This window comes from Microbacterium sp. J1-1, assembly GCF_024498615.1.
Taxonomy (GTDB): domain Bacteria; phylum Actinomycetota; class Actinomycetes; order Actinomycetales; family Microbacteriaceae; genus Microbacterium; species Microbacterium aurugineum.
Genome location: NZ_CP089591.1, coordinates 24,514 through 44,932, shown reverse-complemented (window position 1 = coordinate 44,932; position 20,419 = coordinate 24,514). Strand labels below are relative to the sequence as shown.

The 20,419-nt window shown below is 67.7% G+C and carries 27 protein-coding genes; 6 read left to right on the top strand and 21 right to left on the bottom strand.

Annotated elements, in window-relative coordinates:
• Positions 1-98 precede the first annotated feature (98 nt).
• Positions 99-908, top strand: a complete 810-nt coding sequence (locus LRQ07_RS18355) for an RNA polymerase sigma factor (RefSeq protein WP_256536479.1) — start codon at positions 99-101, stop codon at positions 906-908.
• Between the two features lie 348 nt (positions 909-1,256).
• Positions 1,257-1,463 carry an ABC transporter ATP-binding protein gene (locus tag LRQ07_RS18350; RefSeq protein WP_256536478.1) on the top strand — a complete coding sequence of 69 codons (207 nt, stop codon included), beginning with the start codon at positions 1,257-1,259 and terminating at the stop codon, positions 1,461-1,463.
• A 214-nt stretch (positions 1,464-1,677) separates the two neighbouring features.
• Here LRQ07_RS18350 and LRQ07_RS18345 read toward each other — a convergent pair whose 3' ends face one another.
• The 21 genes from LRQ07_RS18345 to LRQ07_RS18245 all read right to left on the bottom strand — a co-directional run bounded on the left by LRQ07_RS18345 (position 1,678) and on the right by LRQ07_RS18245 (position 16,960).
• Positions 1,678-1,983: a hypothetical protein gene (locus LRQ07_RS18345; protein ID WP_256536477.1), complete on the bottom strand. Its 306-nt coding sequence runs from the start codon at positions 1,981-1,983 to the stop codon at positions 1,678-1,680.
• Positions 1,984-2,037: 54 nt separating this feature from the next.
• On the bottom strand, positions 2,038-2,166 hold the full coding sequence (locus LRQ07_RS18340) for a hypothetical protein (RefSeq protein ID WP_256536476.1): 129 nt from the start codon (positions 2,164-2,166) through the stop codon (positions 2,038-2,040).
• Between the two features lie 3 nt (positions 2,167-2,169).
• Positions 2,170-2,382, bottom strand: coding sequence for a hypothetical protein (locus LRQ07_RS18335; protein WP_256536475.1), 213 nt, complete (start codon positions 2,380-2,382; stop codon positions 2,170-2,172).
• The gene (locus tag LRQ07_RS18330; RefSeq protein ID WP_256536474.1) at positions 2,379-2,684 is read right to left on the bottom strand and encodes a hypothetical protein; all 306 of its coding nucleotides are present in this window, start codon (positions 2,682-2,684) and stop codon (positions 2,379-2,381) included. Before LRQ07_RS18330 ends, LRQ07_RS18335 begins: the two co-directional genes overlap by 4 nt.
• A complete protein-coding gene (locus LRQ07_RS18325; protein WP_256535573.1) occupies positions 2,681-3,982 on the bottom strand; it encodes an ISL3 family transposase in 1,302 nt (433 codons plus the stop codon). Before LRQ07_RS18325 ends, LRQ07_RS18330 begins: the two co-directional genes overlap by 4 nt.
• A gap of 287 nt (positions 3,983-4,269) precedes the next feature.
• Entirely contained in the window at positions 4,270-4,419 is a 150-nt protein-coding gene (locus tag LRQ07_RS18320; RefSeq protein ID WP_319944146.1) for a hypothetical protein, read from the bottom strand.
• Positions 4,420-4,643: 224 nt separating this feature from the next.
• Positions 4,644-4,889 (bottom strand): glutaredoxin domain-containing protein, encoded by a 246-nt coding sequence (locus LRQ07_RS18315; protein WP_251858601.1) that lies wholly within the window; start codon positions 4,887-4,889, stop codon positions 4,644-4,646.
• 343 nt (positions 4,890-5,232) lie between these two features.
• The gene (locus tag LRQ07_RS18310) at positions 5,233-5,550 is read right to left on the bottom strand and encodes a hypothetical protein (RefSeq protein WP_256536473.1); all 318 of its coding nucleotides are present in this window, start codon (positions 5,548-5,550) and stop codon (positions 5,233-5,235) included.
• Positions 5,550-6,182 (bottom strand): AAA family ATPase, encoded by a 633-nt coding sequence (locus LRQ07_RS18305; protein WP_256536472.1) that lies wholly within the window; start codon positions 6,180-6,182, stop codon positions 5,550-5,552. The genes LRQ07_RS18310 and LRQ07_RS18305 overlap by 1 nt, the downstream gene beginning before the upstream one ends.
• A gap of 268 nt (positions 6,183-6,450) precedes the next feature.
• Positions 6,451-6,651 carry a hypothetical protein gene (locus tag LRQ07_RS18300; protein WP_256536471.1) on the bottom strand — a complete coding sequence of 67 codons (201 nt, stop codon included), beginning with the start codon at positions 6,649-6,651 and terminating at the stop codon, positions 6,451-6,453.
• Between the two features lie 18 nt (positions 6,652-6,669).
• Positions 6,670-7,557, bottom strand: a complete 888-nt coding sequence (locus LRQ07_RS18295) for an ArdC-like ssDNA-binding domain-containing protein (RefSeq protein ID WP_256536470.1) — start codon at positions 7,555-7,557, stop codon at positions 6,670-6,672.
• Positions 7,558-7,957: 400 nt separating this feature from the next.
• Positions 7,958-8,164 carry a hypothetical protein gene (locus LRQ07_RS18290; protein ID WP_256536469.1) on the bottom strand — a complete coding sequence of 69 codons (207 nt, stop codon included), beginning with the start codon at positions 8,162-8,164 and terminating at the stop codon, positions 7,958-7,960.
• 63 nt (positions 8,165-8,227) lie between these two features.
• Complete coding sequence (locus LRQ07_RS18285) at positions 8,228-9,634, bottom strand: ParB/RepB/Spo0J family partition protein (protein ID WP_256536525.1); 1,407 nt, start codon at positions 9,632-9,634, stop codon at positions 8,228-8,230.
• A gap of 260 nt (positions 9,635-9,894) precedes the next feature.
• A complete protein-coding gene (locus LRQ07_RS18280; RefSeq protein ID WP_256536524.1) occupies positions 9,895-11,844 on the bottom strand; it encodes a hypothetical protein in 1,950 nt (649 codons plus the stop codon).
• A 196-nt stretch (positions 11,845-12,040) separates the two neighbouring features.
• Positions 12,041-12,310 (bottom strand): hypothetical protein, encoded by a 270-nt coding sequence (locus LRQ07_RS18275; RefSeq protein ID WP_256536523.1) that lies wholly within the window; start codon positions 12,308-12,310, stop codon positions 12,041-12,043.
• Positions 12,311-12,334: 24 nt separating this feature from the next.
• Complete coding sequence (locus LRQ07_RS18270; protein ID WP_256536522.1) at positions 12,335-12,781, bottom strand: helix-turn-helix domain-containing protein; 447 nt, start codon at positions 12,779-12,781, stop codon at positions 12,335-12,337.
• A 122-nt stretch (positions 12,782-12,903) separates the two neighbouring features.
• Positions 12,904-13,755 carry an FHA domain-containing protein gene (locus tag LRQ07_RS18265; protein WP_256536521.1) on the bottom strand — a complete coding sequence of 284 codons (852 nt, stop codon included), beginning with the start codon at positions 13,753-13,755 and terminating at the stop codon, positions 12,904-12,906.
• Entirely contained in the window at positions 13,756-14,877 is a 1,122-nt protein-coding gene (locus LRQ07_RS18260) for a M23 family metallopeptidase (protein WP_256536520.1), read from the bottom strand.
• A 4-nt stretch (positions 14,878-14,881) separates the two neighbouring features.
• Positions 14,882-15,391: a hypothetical protein gene (locus LRQ07_RS18255; protein WP_256536519.1), complete on the bottom strand. Its 510-nt coding sequence runs from the start codon at positions 15,389-15,391 to the stop codon at positions 14,882-14,884.
• Complete coding sequence (locus LRQ07_RS18250; RefSeq protein ID WP_256536518.1) at positions 15,388-16,698, bottom strand: MinD/ParA family protein; 1,311 nt, start codon at positions 16,696-16,698, stop codon at positions 15,388-15,390. Before LRQ07_RS18250 ends, LRQ07_RS18255 begins: the two co-directional genes overlap by 4 nt.
• Positions 16,691-16,960 (bottom strand): helix-turn-helix domain-containing protein, encoded by a 270-nt coding sequence (locus LRQ07_RS18245; protein ID WP_256536517.1) that lies wholly within the window; start codon positions 16,958-16,960, stop codon positions 16,691-16,693. The genes LRQ07_RS18250 and LRQ07_RS18245 overlap by 8 nt, the downstream gene beginning before the upstream one ends.
• 170 nt (positions 16,961-17,130) lie before the next feature.
• On the opposite strand from LRQ07_RS18245, the gene LRQ07_RS18240 reads away from it, so the two are divergent.
• From LRQ07_RS18240 to LRQ07_RS18225, 4 genes are read left to right on the top strand one after another with little or no spacing between them, the layout of a single operon-like run.
• On the top strand, positions 17,131-17,748 hold the full coding sequence (locus LRQ07_RS18240) for a DUF6668 family protein (RefSeq protein WP_256536516.1): 618 nt from the start codon (positions 17,131-17,133) through the stop codon (positions 17,746-17,748).
• Between the two features lie 11 nt (positions 17,749-17,759).
• Entirely contained in the window at positions 17,760-18,050 is a 291-nt protein-coding gene (locus LRQ07_RS18235; RefSeq protein WP_092558257.1) for a hypothetical protein, read from the top strand.
• A gap of 20 nt (positions 18,051-18,070) precedes the next feature.
• Positions 18,071-18,796 carry a hypothetical protein gene (locus tag LRQ07_RS18230; RefSeq protein ID WP_256536515.1) on the top strand — a complete coding sequence of 242 codons (726 nt, stop codon included), beginning with the start codon at positions 18,071-18,073 and terminating at the stop codon, positions 18,794-18,796.
• A gap of 1 nt (position 18,797) precedes the next feature.
• Complete coding sequence (locus LRQ07_RS18225) at positions 18,798-20,405, top strand: hypothetical protein (RefSeq protein WP_256536514.1); 1,608 nt, start codon at positions 18,798-18,800, stop codon at positions 20,403-20,405.
• The last annotated feature ends 14 nt before the right edge of the window (positions 20,406-20,419 follow it).

Here is a 20,419-nt window from a genome sequence, read left to right as displayed (position 1 = left end):
TGCTCAACTTTTGTTGCGAGCGGCGAGGGGAAGTCCCTGATGTCGGACATATGAGGGATCGTGGTGACTATGAGCTGACCAGAATCGCGAGGAACGCCATGACCGGTAACGACGAGCCCGAAGAGCATTCGTCCTGCGATGGTGTTTCTACTCTGAGCAAATGGGCAACGGATCAGGCCTGGCTGGCCGACGCGGACCGCGATCGTGCCGAGGAAAGATTCGACCGGCTTGCTGGGGACCGCGAGCTGGCGTCGGCGCTTCACGCCGGTGGATACCGTGGCCGGAACTATGAGCTATTTGCGAACGAGATCGCGAAGTACGGATGGGCTGTCATTCGTGGGTGGATTTACAAGGGTCAGATTCGCGGCGAGGTGAAGCGGAAGGGTTTCGGAGCACTGGAGCCGGAGCCTCGCCCTGGGTCGATGATCGAAGATGCCGAGAGCTTGGCCGATGAGACGGTTGTCCTGGCCCTCACCGCGTTTCGAGACAAGGTGCTCGTGCCGGGCAAGTGGGACCCCGCCAAGGGTGCGTCCTTGCGCACGTTCTTTGTGGGCCAGTGCCTATTGCAGTTCAGCAACGTCTATAAGCGTTGGCGTCGAGAAGAGCTGCGGTCCTATGCGGAGCCGCAGGCCCCGCCTCCTACCGCTGACTGGGCTGACGAGTTCGAGGACGGCCCGTCGACGCCGACAACCCCCGACGCGAGCGAGTCAGCGCACATCAAAGACGAACTGCGTCGAGCCTTTGGGAAGATCACGGACGAGCGTGTCCGCTCTGCCTTCTACCTGAACGTGACGCACGGGTTCACCCACGCCGAGATTGGCGAGAAGCTCGGTATGACCGCCAAAGCGGTGGAGTCAGCGATAGCGCGAGCACGTCAGCAAGTACGAGAGAACCGGGAGTCCGCATGAGCAGTCAGTTTCGGGGCAAGATCGAGCGCTCGTCCTTTGGGACCCAGAGCGCGAAGGCAGCACGCCGAACCGTTCCCGCCAGCAAAGCGCAGTCGCTCGTGTCGCGATCGATGACGGGCAACGCTCAGCCAAAAAAACTGAGAGGCCGCGAGGGGAAGTGACCTCCGGCGGACATATACCGAGGCGTCGGGATCAAAACTGAAAAGAGCCGCCCCGCGGTAACGGGACGGCTCACAAGCCCTGAGAAGGTCAGGTCTCATCCAGAGCACTGACTGTACCGGAGTTGGCAGCCGCAGACTAGCGGCGCTCCGTCTCACGGCACCCGGCGTAATTAGTAAAGGAGTTCCTATGGGAACCGTACGTCGCTCTGCATCCACCGGTCGTTTCGTCTCCAAGGCCGCTGCGGCCCGCTGGCCCGGAAAGACCACCACCGAACGTGTCGGGTCCGGCACAAGAAACTCGACGACGGTGCATCGTTCCGCGTCGTCGGGCCGGTTCGTGACCGAATCGACCGCCAACCGCAACCCGGGCGGCACCATCAGCCAGCACGTCTGATCCGACCGGAGGGCCTGCACGTGCACACGTGTAGGCCCTCGTCGTATCCGGTGCGGGTGGGTGAGGTTCGGGGAGACGACGGTGACCGTCGAGGCGGAGGTGTGCAGCTGGACTCCGCATGCTGTCGCGACCCGCTTTACAATCGTCGGCCGGGGAGTTCAAGACGTGGTCGTGCGCTGCGAAGGAGCTTCCCTCGCGACCGAAGCTGTACACCTCAGCCTCGGCTTGCGCGGCGGAAGCGGTGCGTGAGCACGCCGGCGGCGATCGCGAATGCCGTGGCGGCGAGGCCGGCCGGCACCAGCAGATACGGCACGACGACGAGCATCGAGCGGCCTAGGAAGCTCTCGACGGGGATGAGGCTGGCCAGGGTGCAGACGAGGCTCACGAGGGCTAGGACGGTCCATTGGCGGCCGCTGTAGCGCAGCACGCGCACGCCGGCGCCGTCGTGCCACCACAGCCGTAGAGGCTCGGGGATCTTCACGGCGTTCTCCTGTCGCTCGGCGGCTCCATTGTCGCGCACAGCGACGCCCCCGGCCGGGAGAGAGTGCGACCGGGGGCGTGCTGGGTATGTGGGCTATTGGTCGATCGGCGGCGGTTCGGTGCCGAAGGTGCCGACGCGCAGGTCACCGAAATAGGTCGGCCCTTGGGAGTCCTCAGGGGCTCGGCCGACGACGGGCTGCACGACCACCAGGTGGTCGAGCACGGGCTAGTCCCACACCATGCAGTTGCGATAGACGTGGCCGCGATAGGCGCCGTCCACTCCGTCGACGACGCGGGGTAGCTCGGTGGCGTGGATCGGTAGCAGGAGGGAGTTTTCGGGCGTCAGGGTGATGCTGTGCTCGGTCCTGGGGTCGGCGGCCTCGGCGGTGTCGAGCATGGCGTCGACGAGCTGCTGCACGGGGGTCTGTGGGGTGTTCATTCGTCTCCGTCCTTGTGGGGCCCGTCCTCGTCGAACCAGCGCACGACACCATTGGCTGAATGCGCCTGGCGGAGAGCTTCGGCAGCCGCATCGAGAGCGGCGGCTGCTCGTTCGAGTTCGGCGGCGGCGGTGACGGTTCCTGTCGCTCCGTCTCCCCTGCTGTCCTCCCCCGCATAGTGCGTGCCGTCGACGACCCGTGAGTGCCATGCGCCGAGCTGTCGACAGACCTGTTCGAGGTCGTCGACGGTGGCGACGAGCTCTCCGAGAAGCGTGTACGAGTCAAACGGGCTCTTCGGAATCAAGGGTGTAGCGAGGGTCTGAAACCTCCGGCCTCGAGCAGGCTCCTGGCTGTGTAGTTCGCGAGGTTGCGGAAGCCGAGCGCGGAGCCGCGGAGATGCTCGAGTCGGCCGTTGATCGCCTCTGTCGGACCGTTGCTCGTGCCGGCCAGGTCGAAGAACGCGAGGACGTCCGCGGCGCGCTGCTTCAACGTCCGACCGAGCCGGCGAATCTCGGCCAGCATCGCGGGGACGCCACTGCTGACGGAATCGATCACCGACCGCATCATCTCCTTCGCCTTCTTCTTGTCGGGTTCGCGGTAGGCGGCGACGATGCGCTGGTAGATGCCCCAGGTCGCTTCGACCTCGACGTGCTCCTCGACCGCGAACACCGCGTCCAGCCGTGCAGTCTGCTTCTCGGTGAGGAAGCTCACGCCGGTGTGGAGGGTGCGGCGGACCCCGTAGAGCGGGTCGCCGGCGTGACCGCGGTGCCCGAGAGTGTCCTGCTGAACCCTCTGCCGGGTCCGGTCCAGGGCGTCACCGGCGAGCCGGACGACATGGAACGGATCCATCACCGGGACCGCGTCGGGGAGTTCCTCGGACGCGGCGGTCTTGAACCCACTGAACCCATCCATCGCGACCACTTCGATCTGCTTCGACCACTCCTTGGGCCGGGCGGCGAGCCACTGCTTGAACACCGCCTTCGACCGACCCTCGACCATGTCCAGCAGCCGTGCGGGACCTGTCTTGTTGCGGGCGGGCGTGAGGTCGATGATCACGGTCACGTACTTGTCACCGAACCGGGTGTGACGCCAGACGTGCTCGTCGACGCCGATCGTGGTGACGCCGTCAAACCTGGCCGGATCGTCGATCAGCCGCCGCTTGCCCTCGGCGAGGATCGCGGTGTTCGCGGTGTGCCACGACACCCCCAGGCCTGCCGCGGCGCGGGAGACGGTGAGGTGGTCGACCACGATCGCCTTCAGCGCCCACCCGACCCCGCCGCGGGAGATCTTCGCCCGCGGCGCCGCCGCGTTCGTCGTGTCCTGCCGCCAGGTGCGGCGGCAGTGGCCGCACCGGTAGCGGCGCACCCGCACCAGCAGCGTCGTGGGCCGGTGACCGAACGGCTCGTGCGCGAGCGGACGCGTCACGGTGTCGCGCGGCACGCCCTCGGCGCCACACTTCCGACACCACGGGTCATCGTCAACGACGCGGCACTCGAGTACCGCCCGGTCGGGCTCGATCAACTGGCCGATGGCTTCGAGGCCGAGCTCATCGAGACGGCAGAACGTGGTGAGGTCAGGGGTCGCGAACGTAGGGTGGTGCAAGTCGAGGTCTTCCGGCAGATGGGCAGTGTGAGAACTTCCATCCTGGAAGACCTCGACGTCTATCCGCGAACCAGCCGCCGACCCTCGACTACACCCTCAACTGCGAAGAGCCGTCAAACGGCGCGGGCACGTCCCGGGTTGAGTGCGCGAGGGTCCTGGCTTGTGCTGAGAGGTCGCGGGCGACCTCGACCTGGCGGTGTTGTTCGTTCTCGGCCATGTCTTACCTTCTCTGGGATTGCCGACACGGCCGGGGCGGCTCTGACAGCCCCGGCCGTGTCGCGGGTTGGTTACTGCTGGTCGTCGCGGGCGTTGCGGCTGATGGTGACCGTCGCTCGAGCGAGGTCTGCGCCGATGCTGTCGGCGTCGATGACTCGGCCGTACTGCTTGTTGGCGTCGTCTCCCCAGCTCGAGGTGTGCTCGCGTCCGGTGACGATCACGGCGTCTCCCTTGTGCAGGGATGCGGCCGCGTTCTCGCCCAGCTCGAACCGGGCTTCGATGAAGTGGGTTGTCGGGGTGTAGTGGGCCTGCCACTACCCCTGTCGGTACTCCCCCGTGTTCTCGATCACGCGCAGCTTGGTGATCTGGATGCTGCCTGCCGGCACGACCTCGGGGTCGGCGGCCAGGTTTCCGGTGATGGTGCGTGTGGACATGGTGTCTCTCCTTATCGGTTACTTGCGATGCGGTCGATGTGGTCGGGGCGGAAGCCGCTCCAGTGGTCCTCGTCGGTGATGACGACGACGGGTGCTTCGGTGTATCCCAGGTCCTCGACAACGTAGGCACGCGCCGCCTCGTTCTCTCGGATGTTGACCTCTGCGAACTCGATACCCTTGGTCGTCAGCACCTTCTTGGTGAGTGTGCAGCGGGCGCATGACGGGCCGGTGGTGTACACCGTGATCTGCTCAGCCATTGCGCTTGCCCCTCTCCCTACCAACCGTTTTTCTTTGCCTTCCGGCAATCGAGGGATTAACGGCGAGCGGAGCGGAGGGAGCAACGGACCGTGGAATACCGGACTGAGCGCAGCGAGGGAGGATATGCCGCGAAAGCCGTTGGCCCGAAGCGGAGCCGTCGTATCCTCGACAGCCGGACAGGTCAAAGAATGCATGAGAGTCACTGTGCCGCGTAGCGGCTCCCCTAGCGGGCCGGCCTCCGTGCCGGTGCGCCTGGCTCTGCGTGCGGGCGTGCATGGCGGTCTGCGCTCAACGCACTTTCAGAGTGATATCACTGCGATAGCACGTCATGTCGGGCCTGGCCTACGCGCGATGCTCGGCTCGGAGGACTTCGAGGCCACGTTGCAGGGCGCGCAGCGCGGTCTTGTGCTGGCTGCGATCCTCTAGCCCTGCGACCTCGGCCAGTTCGGCCGGGAGGGTGGCGTCGGGCCAGCGGATCAGCAGCGTCTTGGCCACGTCGGCCGGCCACTCCCCCGGCGCCGCGGTGCGCGCCGATGCCGTCTCGCGGGGCGGCGCGGGGACGGCCGCAACCGGCGCCGGCGCCTCCGCGGGGGTGTCGGCGGCGGCGCCGAACGCCTCGATAGCTGCCGGGTCTGCCTGGGGTCGCTTCTTGATTGCCATTACGCCACCAACTCCGCTGCGAGTTCCTGAATCTCTGCCTTGGCCTTCGGGTTGCTCCACTCGACCACGCCGAGCCCTTCACCCACCACGTCGCGGTATGCCTTGCGCTCGTAGATGACCGTCTCCAGGGGTCGAATACGGGGGTAGTCGGCCAGGTACTCCCCCGCGTCGGTGCGCTCGGTGATGTTCGGGTTGGACGGCGCCTGTGTGATCAGTCCGCGCACGTCCAGCTCGGGGTTGAAGTCGAGGGCCTGGTCGATGACTTCGGTCATGTGGCCGAGCGTGTCGAGGTCGAGCTGGCTGGGACGGACGACGACGATGAGCTTGTCGGCGGCCGTCATTCCGGTGCGCATCTCTTTGCTGTCCTTGCCGGCGACGTCGACGATCACGACGTCATAGCGGGTGGCGAGGTCTTGCAGGGTCTGGTGGATGCTGCCGATCTTCTCGACGCACGCGATCGCGGGCTCGTGGCCTTGCTCTTCGCGGTCGGCGTGCCACCTGGCCGCCGAGCGTTGTGGGTCGGCGTCGACGAGGCAGACGTCATCACCGCGTCGGGCGTACTCCACGGCGAGGTTGACGGCGATGGTCGTCTTGCCGGGACCGCCCTTCTGGCTTCCGACGAGAATGATCATGCTTGCACTCTACTTTCAATGTGGTAGTAATTCGGTATCAAAACGGTTGCAAACTGATAGCGATTGCAAACTAGTAGCATCCTGAAACCGTTCTGATATCAGAGTGGCACGCTATCGCTGTGATTGCAAGGTGAAACCGTAGTGATATTACCTAGCCATTTCAGAGTGATATCAGTGGGGAGCGCGAGGGGACCACCCCTCGCCGGCCGACCGGAGGGAGGCCGCGGGGTTGCCGGAGGGGCGGCCGATGCCGCCCCTCCGGGGGCTGTCAGTAGGTGGCGCGGGTCAGCGTGTCGACGAACGTGACGTACTCGGGTCCGTCGATGGTGGCGGTGTGGGCCAGGTCGTAGCCTGCGCGGGCGTAGTCCGCGAGTTCCTGCGCCCGGTATCCGATCTGACGACTCTTGGCCACGGTGCCGGCGTCGCTCTTGCTGACGCGGTTCTCGATGACCTGGATGCTCTGGCTCATGGGTGTGTCCTCTCGTTCTCAGGCCGCGACGGGCGCGGGGGAGTCGGTGGTGATCGCGTCGGCCAGGGCGTGCGCGGTGCGCAGCACGTTCGCGGCGGTGGCTTTGACGGTGTCGGCGTCGCATTTGCTCCATCCGGCGACGTAGCCGACGCTGTAGGCGCTGGTGTCCAGGCCGAGAATCCCGGCGACGATGTACGCGACGCTCTCGGCCTCGGTTTCCTTGATCCCGCGGTGCTCGACGTACTCGGCGTGATCTTCATCGGCGTGCAGGATGACGTGTGCCGCCTCGTGCAGTGCGGTCTTTGCGGCCTGGGCGGGGGAGAGGTCGGCGTCGATGACGACGCGGTGGCTGTCGTCCGTGGTGGTGTAGCCGTTGGCGGCTCCGGGGATGCTCTCGCGCTCGACGGTCCATCCCGTGCCGGTGAGGTATTCGACCACGGCGTCGAGGATGCCTGCGGGGTCGTCACCGGTGAGCTGGTGCGCGATGTTGCTGGGGTCGCCTGCTTCGGGGTCGATGAGGTCGGTCTGGCTCATGTCGAACACGGACACGGGGAAGAACCGCACGCGGCGCTGTTCTTCCTCTTCGCCGGTCTGCTCGTTCTCGACCGTTTCACGGATGTCGCGGCCGCCGAAGATGCGGATTCCACGCTCACCCTTGCGCACCTGGCGGTTCAGGCTCTGCCACGTCCGGTATCCGGCGACGTGGGTCGCCTCGGGGCACTGCGCGAAGATCAGCAACAGGTTTCCCAGGCTGTAGCGGTGGAACGCCTGAGCGAACGCGAGGAACCGCGTCCACGTCTCGGAGTCCCGCAACGCCTCGATCTGCTCGGCGATCGTCTCGTGCAACGCCTCGGCCTCGGCTCGGCGTTCCTCGGCGCTCTTGCGGGTGGTGACTTTGCGTGTCATGGCTCTCTCCTTCCATCAACCCCTCACGTTTTCTTGCCGTGAAGGCGACTTGTCGCCGCTAGGGAGTGCCGGGTGGAGTGCAACCCGTCAGGGCGGTGGAGGAGAGAAGTTCGGCGCGATGGGAGGGAGCGCAGCGACCGCGTGCCGAAGGTGTCGGGGGAGCCGGCGGCGGAGCCGCTTGCGCGGAGGTCGGCCGACCGTATGCTGCCGAAGGCTTCACGGCAAGAAAATGGGGCCCGTCAGGGCCGTGCTGCCCGGCCTGTGGCCGGTCCGTTTCCGTGTGCTGGTGGGTGCTGGCATCGTGCCTGCATTGTGATATCAGTGTGCATTCATCGGCGGGGGAGCGCGAGGGGGACGGCCCCCTCGCCGGCGATCACGGAGCGGGCGCCGGCGACGTCCGCTATGGGTGGGATTCGGTGACGGTGTACCCGGGGAGTTCGCCGTCCTGCATCGCGTGAATCTCATCGATCATGTCGTTCATCACGTCGTGCTGGTCAAACGGGGGCAGACCATCGTCCCAGCTCGCGCCGAGCTGCGCGTCGGCCCAGAGGGACGCGAGCCGGACGTCGGTGTCGGCGGTGAAGGTGTCACCTTCGGGTGTGGTCATAGTGAGCATGCGTGTCTCCGGGGGAGTTGGGGGAGGGGGCCGGGTCGGCCCCCTCCCGTGCGGTTACTCCTCGTCGTCGCCGTCGTAGTCCTCGGCGTAGTCGGCGGTCGGGTCGTCGGTCGCGTCGGTGGCGCTGGTGACGATCTGCTCGACCTCGCTCAGCCCGTAGCCCCATGCGGCGAGTTGGGTGAAGTAGGCCCGGTCGGTGGGGGAGGGGTGCCGCCAGGTCTGCTTGCTGGTGATGTTCTCCACGGCTCCGAGCACGACGGCTAGCGCGACGTGCTGCGCTTTGCCGGGGGTGTGCTCGACGAGGGCGGCGAGCTTGTCGGCCTCCCAGTAGCCGCCTCGCTCGATGCTCAGGAGTTCGTGCGCGAGGGTGTTGCCGTCGCGGGTGCCCAGGCTCACGGCCTGCCGGTGCAGCGTGAGGCCGGTGGCGATCACCGCGGCGGCGTCTTTGGGGAGCGTCTTGCGGGACAGGAACGTGGTGAGCCATTCGCGGCGCACGACCTCGGCGGATGCCCAGGCCTTGTTGTTGGCGATCAGTGTACGGCGTTCGGCCTTCTGCTCGTCGGTCATCGGCCCGCTGTTGCTGCCGGAGCCGGTGGCCTTGCGGAATCCTGCGGTTTTCGGGTCGCGGAGGTAGTAGGTCACGTCGGCTTTGCCGGTGATGTAGACCCGGACGAACGCGGCCCGGCCCTCAGCGTTCTCGATGTGCTCGACGGTGGCTTGGTCGCCTTCCGGGGTGACGAGTTCGCTGAGCCGCGTGTAGTCGGTTTCGTAGTAGCCGCGGTCGCGGTCGAGGACTTCGAAGCCGCGGGCTGTCAGGTCCGCCTCGGTGTCGGCCTTGACCTTCGCGCGTGCCCGGTCGTCCCTGGCGCGCTGCGCGGTGTGGGCGAACTGTGCGGGGTCGTGGGTGGCCACGTCGATCAGCTGCGCTCGGGCCTCGGGGTCGTCGTCGAATTCGATCAGCACGGCGGCCTGGTCGAGCGTCAGCGTGTGCTCGTGGATCGCGGAGGCGGCTGTGGCATTCTCGGCCACGGCCAGGGCGGTCTTGACCTCTTTGGCCTTGGTGCCGGTGCGCTTGGCGATCGCGGTGACGCTCATCCCCTCGAACGCGAGCTGCTGGAACGCGGCGGCTCGGTCGCCGTCGGTGAGGGCTTCGCGCTGGTCGTTCTCGACCATCTGCTGGATGATGCGTTCCGCGGTGGCCTCGTCCGCGTCGACGATGTAGACGGGGATCGTGCTCACGCCTGCTTCTCGGGCGGCGAGGGTGCGTCGCTGCCCGGCTCGCACGAGAACGTTCCTTTGTGCATCTCGGCGCGCCAGCACGGGGGTGAGCACCCCGTTTTCTCGGACGCTCTGCACGAACGCGGCCGTCAGTGGTGCGCTGGGCCTGACGTTGGCCTCGATGACGAGGGTCTGCGGGTCGATGTGCTCGACGGTTCCGGTGTGGATGGTGGTGTCAGCCATGATCTGTTCTCTCTCCCGATCAACTGTTTTGTTCGCCTGTCTGGCAAGAGGATCGTTTGAGAGCGCAGCGGCGAGAGTGCCGGGTCGTGGAATACCGGGCTGAGCGCAGCGAGGGAGGATATGCCGCGAAAGCCCGGCACGGCAGCCGTGGAGCGAACTACGATTCGGCGGCCAGGCAGACGGACAACAGACAAGCTCTGGCCGCGTAGCGGCTCCGTTCATCGGTGCAGCTCGTGCGCCGATCGCGCTCGAGCGCGGTTCTACGCCGCGGCGAGAGCTGTGGCGGGGGAGAGGATGCCGGCGTCGACGAGGCGGAGCGCTTCTCTGTGGTCGGCACGGCCGTCAGGGCCTCGTGGGTACCGCGAGTAGTCGGGACGATCGTTCTGGGCGAACAGGGCGACGCCGGAGGGGGCTCGACGGCCTCGGCGCTTCTTGTTCGGTTTCCGCATCCAGGTCAGCTCGGCGTTCCACCACTCCCACCGGCCGCGCTCGACACCGTAGCGGGCTCGGCGGGCCTCCAGGTAGCCGGCAACGTCGAGAGCGTCGGCGGCCGCGTCGAGCGCCGTGGTGTCGCCTCGTCTCCATCCGGCACCGCCACGGCGGGCCAGGCGGTGGAACCGGAGCCGGTGTAACGCGACCCGGATGCGTGCGGCGTCTAAGCCGGTCCGGTGCACCAGGTCCTCGATTGTCGTGGAGGCCGCCTCCGGGAGGTGCTTGAACACGAGGCCCGCGGTGCGGCCCAGGCTGCGCGGGGCGGCGAACGTATCGTGCGTGAGCGGGCGGAGCTCAGCGGTTAGTCGAGTGGTCCAATAGCCGACGTTCAGCGGGGAGCGGGTGGGCGAGGGGCGTGCAGGCACTTGTGTCCGGCTACGGTCCTCCGGGTCTGTGGAGAACCGTTCGGAGAGTCGGTAGCGCTGCCCATGGGGGGCGTCGACGTCTCCGACGCGGACGATCCATGCGGACTCCGGGTCGCCGTCGACGAGCGGCTGGGTGAGGGCCTGGAGCGCGGTGTGGACGGTGGTTCGGCCGTAGCCTGTGTCGGCCGAGAGGCGCCGCACGTCGGCTTCTACGACCAGCTGTGCGGACTGGGCGATGTAGAGGCAGAGGGCGTCGAGGACGGCACGGGTGCTGTGCGTCCCTGTGCTGCGGCGTGCAGCCGATGATGCCCGGTCCGCGCCCCAGAGGCCCGGCATGGCGTCTGCGCGCTCCTGAGCGCGTTCTACGGCCGTGAGGGCGGTATTCGCGCGGGCGAGGTAGTTGGTGTCGTCGCCGGTGCCGTTGAGCGGGTGAGCCGCGACGTAGCGGACGGCGTTGTTCCAGGCGGCGTCCAGGGCGCGGATGCGGCCGCGCTCGGTGCGGGGGATGCGATCGCGGCCGTTCCTGCCGTGCAGCGTGCGGACGTGCTCGAACGCGGGCGCGTCGACGACGGCCAGGACGTCCGCGTATCGCCAGCGAGAGTGCGCGCAGCCGGCGAGGACGGCGGCGAGGGTGTAGGACGTGTCCTCGCCGGGGGCGCCGTTCAGCATCGCGTCCACGCGGGGCGTGAGGGGCCGTCTGGGGCCGGCGATGTAGGGGTGGCCATCATCGTCGACGGCCATGCCGCGCAGCAGGCCCATCGTGGGCGACGGCAGCTCGGCGCCGGCGTCGACGAGGAACGCGGTGAGGTCGGTGATCGCGTCGAGGGCGACGGTGCAGCTGGTGAGGGCTGTGAGCGGCCCTTGGGCCACGGATACACCGCCGAGGCGGTGGGGGGCTCCGGGAGGCCGCACACAGCCGGTGGCGGGGTTGGTCAGGGGAGTGGGGTCGAGGGAGGGCAGCAGCTGGGTTGCGAGGAGCGCGAGATCTCGAACGAGGGCGGCATCGACGGATTCGGCCATGCCGATCCAGACGTGGCGGCCGCCGGTGGGGCCGGATGCGCAGATCAGGTGTGCGATGTTCAGCTCGTCGAGCCAGTGGGAGAGTCGGCCGGCGTCGTAGGGGGCGTTGCCGCGGGAGCTGTCGAAGTCGAAGCAGAGGTAGGCGTAGCGGCGGTCCTCGCCGGCGAGGTACATCGCCCAGGGCGTGTGGGGCGGCAGTTCGTTCACGGAGCACTGGTGGTCGTACTCGTTCAGGACCTCGCCGGATGCGAGCTGTGCGGCGGCGCGCACGTGTTCCCGGGGGCTGAGAGCGCGCGTGAGCACCCACGCGGATGCCAGGTCAGGCTGCGACACGCGGGAATCTGTAACGATTGCCGCCCGAAAACGGGCGCGTTGAGCTACTATGAATGCATTCCTTCCAGGGAACGACAGAACCTCCGGGGCCTGCCGGCTTGGATGGGGCTGATTAGCTCGGAGTCGTAAGTTTGGCGACTGGCCGACTCGGAGCTACGAAACTTGAGGGGCCCGCCGTGATGGCGGGCTCTTTCGTTTAGGCGGCGGAGATGGGCGCCTCCTCGATGTCGATGTCGAGGGTCTCTTTCTGAGGCCTCGGCCGGGGGATTTGGGGCAGCGCGCCATGCTCAGCGACGAGCTGCTGCACAAGCGCCTCCACGTAATACGCGATGGACACACCGCTCTTGGTGGCCGCGTCCTTGACGATTTCGTGTGCCGTGGGCGAGACGCGGGCCTGGAGAAGCACCATGTCTCCTCCGCCCGGCTGGCGGCGGCGTGTCCTGATTCCGCTCATGCTGTCGATCATGGGGGGTTAACGCATACACATGCGTTAGGGGAGCGGCGTGTCTGGGTTCTCGGACTGCTCGTTGCCGCCCTGGTTGCTGGTTTCGTCGAGACGTTCGCGCAGCTGCCACTTGTGGACGATCCACCGGCCGCCGACGAAGGAGCCGGGGATGTGGCCCTGTTCGAGCCAGATGTAGATCGTGCCCTTGTACTTCACGCGGAACAGCTGCATAAGGTCGCGGTAGCTCAGTTCGTCCGGGTAGCCCGCGAGCACGTCGACGGGCTCGCTCGGGCGGGGCCGGTTGCTGGTGGCGGCGAGCCAGGCCCGTATCTCGCCCTTGAAGATGATCCAGGAGTCAGCGATGCGGTGGCCGGGGATGGTGCCGTCACGGAGGCGCGCTCGGACCGCCGGCGCCCCTGTGCGAATGATCTTGGCCACGTCCGCGGTGGTCAGCGTGTCGGGGAATTGTGACCAGTAGTCCTCTTCGCTCACCGGTTCGGGGGTTTCATGTGGGCTCCGTTCGGGTTCGGAGTGTTGTTCAGCTGACGAGTTGCCGCGGGATTCGTCAGAGACGACTCCCGGGTTGTTCTCAGTATCCCGCGGATGCTCGGTCATCACGGGTTCACCTTCCCGCCATGTTCGTCGACGGAAATGGTGAGGCGGACGTCGCCCAGCACGGCGACGTCCTGGGCGTGCAGTTGGAACGGCTGCCAGGGCGTCAGCTCGACGGGCGCAGCGCCAGCACGTTCGATCGTGGTGCCGTTCGAGGCGGCGCGGTCGGTGACCCACAGGGCACCGTCGTGCCATTCGATGCGCAGATGGGTGCGAGAGAGCATGCGGGACTCGTCATCGACGGTCACGGTGAGGGCGACGTCCTCGCCGGGGTCACCGGCGGGTCTGCGGCCGATCAGCGCGGAGCTAACGACGTGAGCGACGTCACCTGTGCTGAATCTGAGGGTGGAGGTCGGCCGCGGATGCTGCGCCGATCGTTGAGCGAGGCGGGTGTCGTCCAGCTCGGCGTCGAGTGGCGCCACGGGCTCCGGTACGGACGGGGGCGCGATCGGTGCGGCAACGCGCGCGGGCGGCCGATAGAGCGTCGGCGCCGTGCCCGGCGGCGGGTGCTCCGGGCTGGGAGCGGGACGCTGCGGGGCTTCCGCGGCGGGAACGGTGACTGTCTGCCTGCGGGGTCGAGCTGCTTTCTGGGGGGCTTCCGCGAGGTCAGTGACCGTGCCGGTGGGGTGAACGGCGACGAGCCATTGCCCGTCTGGGTCGGTGATCCGTGTGCGCACGGGTCGGTGGAGCTCGGCGGCCACCGCGGCGGCGTATGCCGTCACTGCGCGCCGGGTGACGTCGCCCGGTGCGGGATCGAAGTGCTCGTGCCGTCCTGCGACGTTGACGTGTGCGCTGCCGTCGCTGGCGACGTCAACGTAGACGATGGGGTAGGCGGGGATGGGTGCGGTGCTCATTCAGGGCCTCCGGCACGAGTCTGGCTGGCACAGTTCCATGCCGAACGCCTGGTAGAACTCTTCCGGGTTGACGAAGCCGTAGGAGTTGGGCGGCCCGCCCAGGTCCTCGCCGGCTTTCAGGCTGGCGATCGCGGGATCGGTCGTGCCGTCCTTGTTGATGCGGAGGTCCAGGTGGCATCCGCCTGACGGGCCCTCGTTGCCGACGAGGGCGATCGGCTCGCCCGCGGTCACGGTGTCGCCCACGGCGACGGAAATATCGGAGAGCTTCATATGCAGGTATGACGCGCTCCACCCGTCCGGGGATTTGATCGTGAGCTGGATGCCGCCGATGTAGGTCACGGTGCCGTCGCTGATGGAGAAGATCTGGTCGAGGCAGTTGTTCGGCCAGTGCTGGAGGTCGACGGCGGGATGCCAGGTCGAGGCGCCCGGGATGTCGATGACCCGGGGGCCGTAGTCGTCGGTCATGTTGAAGCCCGGTCCGAGCGGGTAGACGATCTTTCCGTTGCCGGAGCATCCGCCACCGCCCGCGCCGTCGCCGGCGATCGCGGTGACGACCTGGTCGGCGGCGTCGAAGAACTTCTCGTAGTGGTACGGGTCCGCGTTGCGCTGCACCTTATGAGCGGCGATCGTCGGTTCGAGGCTCTGCCAGTCCGTGACCGCGGCGAGCCGCGTGAAGAACTGGGTTGCCGCGTAGGTGGGGTCCATCACCTGGTCGCGGGTGCCCCAGCTTCCCAAGCACCACTGCTGCTGGAACAAGCCGAGCGAGCACGTGGGCGTGCCGTCCGGGTTGGTGACGCCGTTGATGTCGTCGCCGTAGCCGATGTTTCGAAGCGAGCTTTCGCCCATCGCCGTCATCACGCCGATGACTTGCGCCTGGCGGTCCAGGCCCTGCGGGACCGCAGCGTTCATGATCAGTGCGGCGTTGGTCAGCTGCTCCCCGGAGTATCCCGCGACGGGCTCGGTGGGAACCTTCTCGGGGTCGACGGTGCCTGCGCCGCCGACACATGCGGCCGCGGACCCCCCGCCGGTCATGAACAGGAGCACGAGGGCGAAGATGCTGGCCACGACGATGATCGGCGTGGCCACGATGAGCGCGCCGGCTGCGGACTTTCCGTCTGCCATGCGGTTATCCCTCTGCCGGGCGAATCCGATCGGCCAGCCACGCCGCATCAGAGCTCTGGCGGCTCAGGCTCACGTTGTAGGGGCCGGCGTCGGTGGGTACCTGCACGATGAGCGCGACCTCCGTCGACGCCGGGAGGATCGTCCCCGCGCCGGTCACCTGACGCACCGGGACGAGCGCCGGGTCGGTGTCCTCGTAGGCGGCGGCGCCTGTCTGGGTGAGGTACGGGTAGAGGCCGTTGATCCACTCGTCGTAGCTCAGGTCGGGGCGCGCGAACGCCGTGACGGCCTTCTCTGCGGTGTCGATCGCGGCCTGCTGGCTATCCGTGCCCGCTTCGGGGACGGGATCAGCGGTGGCGCCCATGTCTACGGGCGGACTGGGGTTGGCGGGGCTCGTCGACGTGACGGTGGGCGAGCTGCTGGGCGAGAGCGACGGACTGGGATCGTTGCTGTTGACGCACCCGGCGAGGGCGAGGGCGGCGACGAGCGGAATCGCGGCCGCGGCTGCGCGGTTCACAGTCCGTCCGCCACGGTGGCCGTCACCTGGAGCCACGCCTCGCGCGTCTCGGCGGTGAGTGCGTCGAAGTTGAGCGTGCCGCCGTCGACGAGCGCGGGGTCGTGCGGCACGTCGAGCACGACACGGGTGAGGCTGTTGAAGTGGCTGTGCAGCCGAGTATGCAACTGGGCGTCGGGCACCTTCGTGGGCGAGGCGAGGACGGTGACCGCTTCGCGGATCTTCGCCTCGTGACCCTTCTCGTACAGCCCGTCGACGAGCCATGCGGCTGACGCCGCGGTGTCCTCCCGGAGAGTGGAGACGATCACGAGTTGGTCGGCTGCGGCCACTGCGGCCTCCCAGTTGGAGGCCCGCATGTTGTTGCCGGTGTCGACGACGATCACTCGGTAGAAGCGGCTCAGTGTGGCGTGTAGTTCGTTGAAGGCGCGCGCGTCGATCGTGCTCGAGGCCGCGGCGTCCTCGTCGGAGGCCAGGACGTCGAACTGGGTCGATCCCTGTGACCGGGTGTAGTTGTCGAGATCTCCGACTTTCGCGTTGCGGACGTCGTTGAAGCGATCGAGGTCGCGGAGTAGATCGACGGCGGTGTTCTGATGCCGTGCGGGCTGGGCGCGCCAGCCGAGCGTGCCGCGAGTCTCGTTGTTGTCCCATGCGAGCGTGGAGCCGCCTCGGTGCGTGCCGAACGTGGCGGCGATGAGAAGCGTGGCGGTCGTCTTGTGCGCGCCGCCCTTGGGGTTGATGACGACGACCGTCCGCGGCCCGCGGAGGGAGCGCTGTACGCGCTCGATCGCGGAGCGGTGGGACAGCTCGAATTCGCTGGGCCGGGGCGACACGAGGCCGGCTGTGACGCGGCGCACGACACCCTGCCAGCCCATCGTCGCCGGTCCGAGCGGCGCCGGTGGGCGCGACTGCAGGAGGTCGTCAAGGGTGGGCCGCCTGGCCTCCGCGCGCGTCATCGGCTGCGGAGCGGCGGGGGCCGCCGCGGCCGGCGCGGGCGGAGCCTCCGCGGGCTCTTCGGCGGCGGGAACGGTGGGCGGCACCGCTGCGGTTTCGTCGAGAAGCGAGAGAGGTTCCATCCGACCGTCCGGGTGTACGGCGAACTGCTGTTCGCCGAGCGCATCCCGCGTGGTCAGGCGCACCGGTCGGTGCAGCTCCATCGCGGTTGCGGTGACGAGGGCGTGAATCTCCTTGCGCACGCCCTGTTCGTCCGGCCCGGCCACGGGCGTTGTCCGCCCGTCGATGCTGACGGTTCCGCCGGTCGGTGTCTCCACGACGGCGACGATCCGGGGGTAGGTGGCCACAGTGTCAGCCATGATTCGCCTCTCTGGTGGGTGTGGAGCTCAATGATCGGTAGTTGTGGTGCGCGAGGAGATACACGCGCAGCTGGTCGCGGTCGATGCGCCAGCTCTTGCCGAGCTTCACGCCGGGCATTCGCCCGGCGTGGTGCGTCGCGGTGAGCAGGGCGCGCACGTTCGACTCTTCGATGTTGAGTGCCTGCGCGACATCGCGCACACTCATCATCTGCCCGTAGTCGCGGAGCAGCGAGTCGGGCCACTCCGCTGTCGGTGAGGTCACGTTCACAAGGTCAGCGTACCGTGATATCGGGGTGTTTCGAATAATAATTGACCGTTCCTGTGCATTCTGGGTAGGATTACGTCACTGTCATCACCCCGCACATGGGGGTGGACAGGTTAAGTGCTTGACGGAGGCGGGACGGAGTATGGGTGTTGAAGAGCGGAGCGAGCATGACCAACGCGAACCCCTGGCTTACCGGCCCCGAGCAGGCGCCAGAGCCGGAACCGGAGGCAGCTCCCGCCGCGACACGGCGACAGGCCCGTACCGGGCCGTCAACGCCTCAGGCCGGCGTTCCGACGCCGGACACGGCCGATCGACTGCCGCGGTGGTCGCAGGCGTGGCCCGCGACGGTGTGGTGGCTGGGCGTGCACGGCGGTGCCGGTGAATCGACTCTCGCCGCCCTGGCCGCCGGTAGCCGGCCCGCGCAGCACGGCTGGCCCGTGGCCGATACTCCGGGCACACCGAGTCGGGTAGCTCTCGTCGCACGGACGAGCTGGAGCGGTCTGACGGCCGCGCAGCGCGCCGCGACCGAGTGGGCGTCGGGAGTGCTGGGCGACTCGGTGCAGCTGGTCGGCCTGGTGCTGATCCCGGACGCGCCCGGGCGACTCCCGAAGCCGCTGCGTGACCTCCAGCACGTCATCGCGGGCGGCGTCCCGCGTGTGTGGACCTTGCCGTGGGTCGACGCCTGGCGGCTCGGCCCCGTCGATCCTTCTGTTCCTGTCCCCAAAGAGTTCCGTGCCCTCCTGGCGGATCTGCAACTGTCTCCGAGCGGCCCCGCTCACATCTGAAAGGAAGAACCATGTCGCTCCAGCTTCTTGCAGCCGACGTCGTCAACGTCATCGCCGCCCTGCCCGACCCCGATCCGGTCGCCCCTCCCGGGTTCGAGGCGGTCGGCACGATTCTTGGCTGGGCCAAGTGGGTCGGGCTCATCGCCGCGATCCTCGCTCTGATCGCGGTGGCCGTGATGTTCATGTTCAACTCCCGCCGCGGCGAGGGCGGCGAGCACGTCAAGACGTTCGTGGCGATCCTCGTCGGCGTCATGGTCATCGGTGCCGCCACCGCTCTCGTCGGCTTCATCTCCGGCTCCTAACCACCGAAGAGGGATGACATATGAGCACCGCTGACTCGCAAAGCCCTTTCCGAAGTAGAGGGTTCATCGTCGCCGCGATCGTCGTCGGGGCGATTGTCCTCGCCGCGATCGTCGTACTCGTCACATCCCTCCTCGGCGGAGGCGACAACAACGCCGACCCCACACCCGCGCCCACCACGTCGATGTCGGCCGACCCCGGCTCGGCCGACCCGAGTGTGTGCGGGCTGGAAGGGTTCGAGGAGACAAACTCTCTCACGACCGCTCCCGGGAACGAATGGGAGCTGGTGGGCACCGTCGCCGCACCCACCGATGCGAAGGGCACTGGGCCCGGCACGATCGACGATGGTTTCCGGTCGTGCTATGCGCACACCGCTGAGGGGGCGCTGTTCGCCGCCGTCAACTACGTCGCTCTTGCATCAGATAGTCGCAACGTCCCTCGCCTCCCAGAGCTAGTAGAGCCTGGCCCCGGCCGCGACGCGGCCCTGGCCGCGGGCGGTAGCGGGGGTTCCTCCAGCACGCGACTTCAGGTCGCCGGCTTCAAGATCAACTCGTACAGCGCTGAGGAGGCCGTAGTCGATATCGCTTGGAACGTCACGTCCTCGGGTAGTGCGCTCGTGAGCATGCCCGTTGTTCTGCACTGGGTGGACGGCGATTGGAAGATCGTTCTCGACGACAACGGCCAGCCTCCGTTCGCAGCCTCACCGCTGGAGAACCTGGGCGGATACATCCCCTGGGCGGGGGTCTGAAATGGCCGCCGCCGACGAGAGCTGCAACTGGCTTACCGATCCCTTCGGCTGCATTGAGCAAGGGGTCGGTGATGTCGTGTCGAAGGCGTCGAACGACGCTATTCAAGAGCTGACGAACCGAGTGATGGAGGGGTTCGGCAAGGCGATCGCGAGCATGGGCAGCATGTGGGTCGCGGTTCCGACGCCGGTCCTCACGGCCGGTGACGGATCGACGACGGGCGGTGGAACGCCGCCCGGTAGCGAGGCGTTTACGACGATCCTCAACTACGTCACCTACATCGGCCTGGCAATCGCGATTCTCTCGCTCATCGCCCTCGGCGCGCTGATCGCGCTGCGGATGCGTCGCGGCGAAGGGATGCGGAACCTGGGCGCGCTCGGCGTCGTGTTCATCGCCGTCATGCTGATTTCGGGTGCCTCCGCTCTCATCGGCGGCATCCTCAGCTCGAGCGCACCTGGTGGCTCATCGTCCGCGGTCGGCTTCCTCCAGAACTCACTCTGGTTCTACGTCGGCGGCCTCGCGGTGCTCTCCGTCATCATCGGCGGAATCCGCATGGCGTGGGAGCAGCGCGCGCAGCCGGGCAAGGATCTCATTCAGTCCCTCTTGACGCTCATCGTCGTCTCGGGCGCGGGTCTGGCGATTCTCACCCTCGCCGTGACCGCGGCGGACTCGTTCTCCGTGTGGGTGCTGAACAACGCGACCGACTGCGACGTGTCCGCCGGCGGTGAATCGCAGTGCTTCGGAACGAACGTCGCAGCCATGATCGCGCTCAGCACGTCCTCGCCTATCGGGCTGATCGGTGTGCTGATCCTCGGTGCGATCGCGTTGCTGATGGTCTTCGTCCAGGTCGCGCTCATGGTGGTGCGCGGCGGACTCCTCGTGATCCTGGCCGGGGTTCTCCCGCTGGCCGCGAGCTTCACCAACACGCAGATGGGCAAGCAGTGGTTCGGTCGCATCGTCGGCTGGACGATCGCGTTCATTCTCTACAAGCCTGCCGCTGCGCTGATCTACGCGGCGGCGTTCCAGCTTGTCGGCACTGATGCCTTCCAGGACGACGGCGGCGGCCTGTGGTCGATCCTGACCGGGTTGGCGCTGATGCTCATGGCTCTCATCGCCCTCCCGGCTCTCCTGCGCTTCGTCGCTCCGATGACGAGTGCGGTCGCCGGCGGCGGCATGTCGGGCATGGCTGTTGCCGGGGCGGCCGGGGCGGTCGGCGGTGAAATGGCCACCGGCGCAATCCGGCGTTCTTCCGGCTCGGGCGGCGGAGCTTCCTACGCGGGTGGCGGCGGTGGCGGCGGTGCGTCCTCGGCTCCCAGCGGCGCCGGCTCTGCCGGCGGCGGTGCTGCCGCGACAGCGAGCCGTGCGGCACCTGCCGGGGCGGGCGCGGGCGCCGGAGGCGCTGCTGCGGGTGGCGGTGCTGCCGCTGGCGGCGCGGCCGCCGGTGGTGGTGCAGCTGCCGCGGGTGGTGCGGCCGCGGCGGGCCCTGCGGCTCCGGTCGCTCTCGGCGCGAAGCTCGCCGCGGACGTGGCCAAGGGAGCGGCCAACACGGTCAAGGGAGCCGTGCAGTCCGCGACCGATGACTCAGCTGGCGGCCCGAGCGGGTCGCAGTAGGCGGGGAGGGTTCT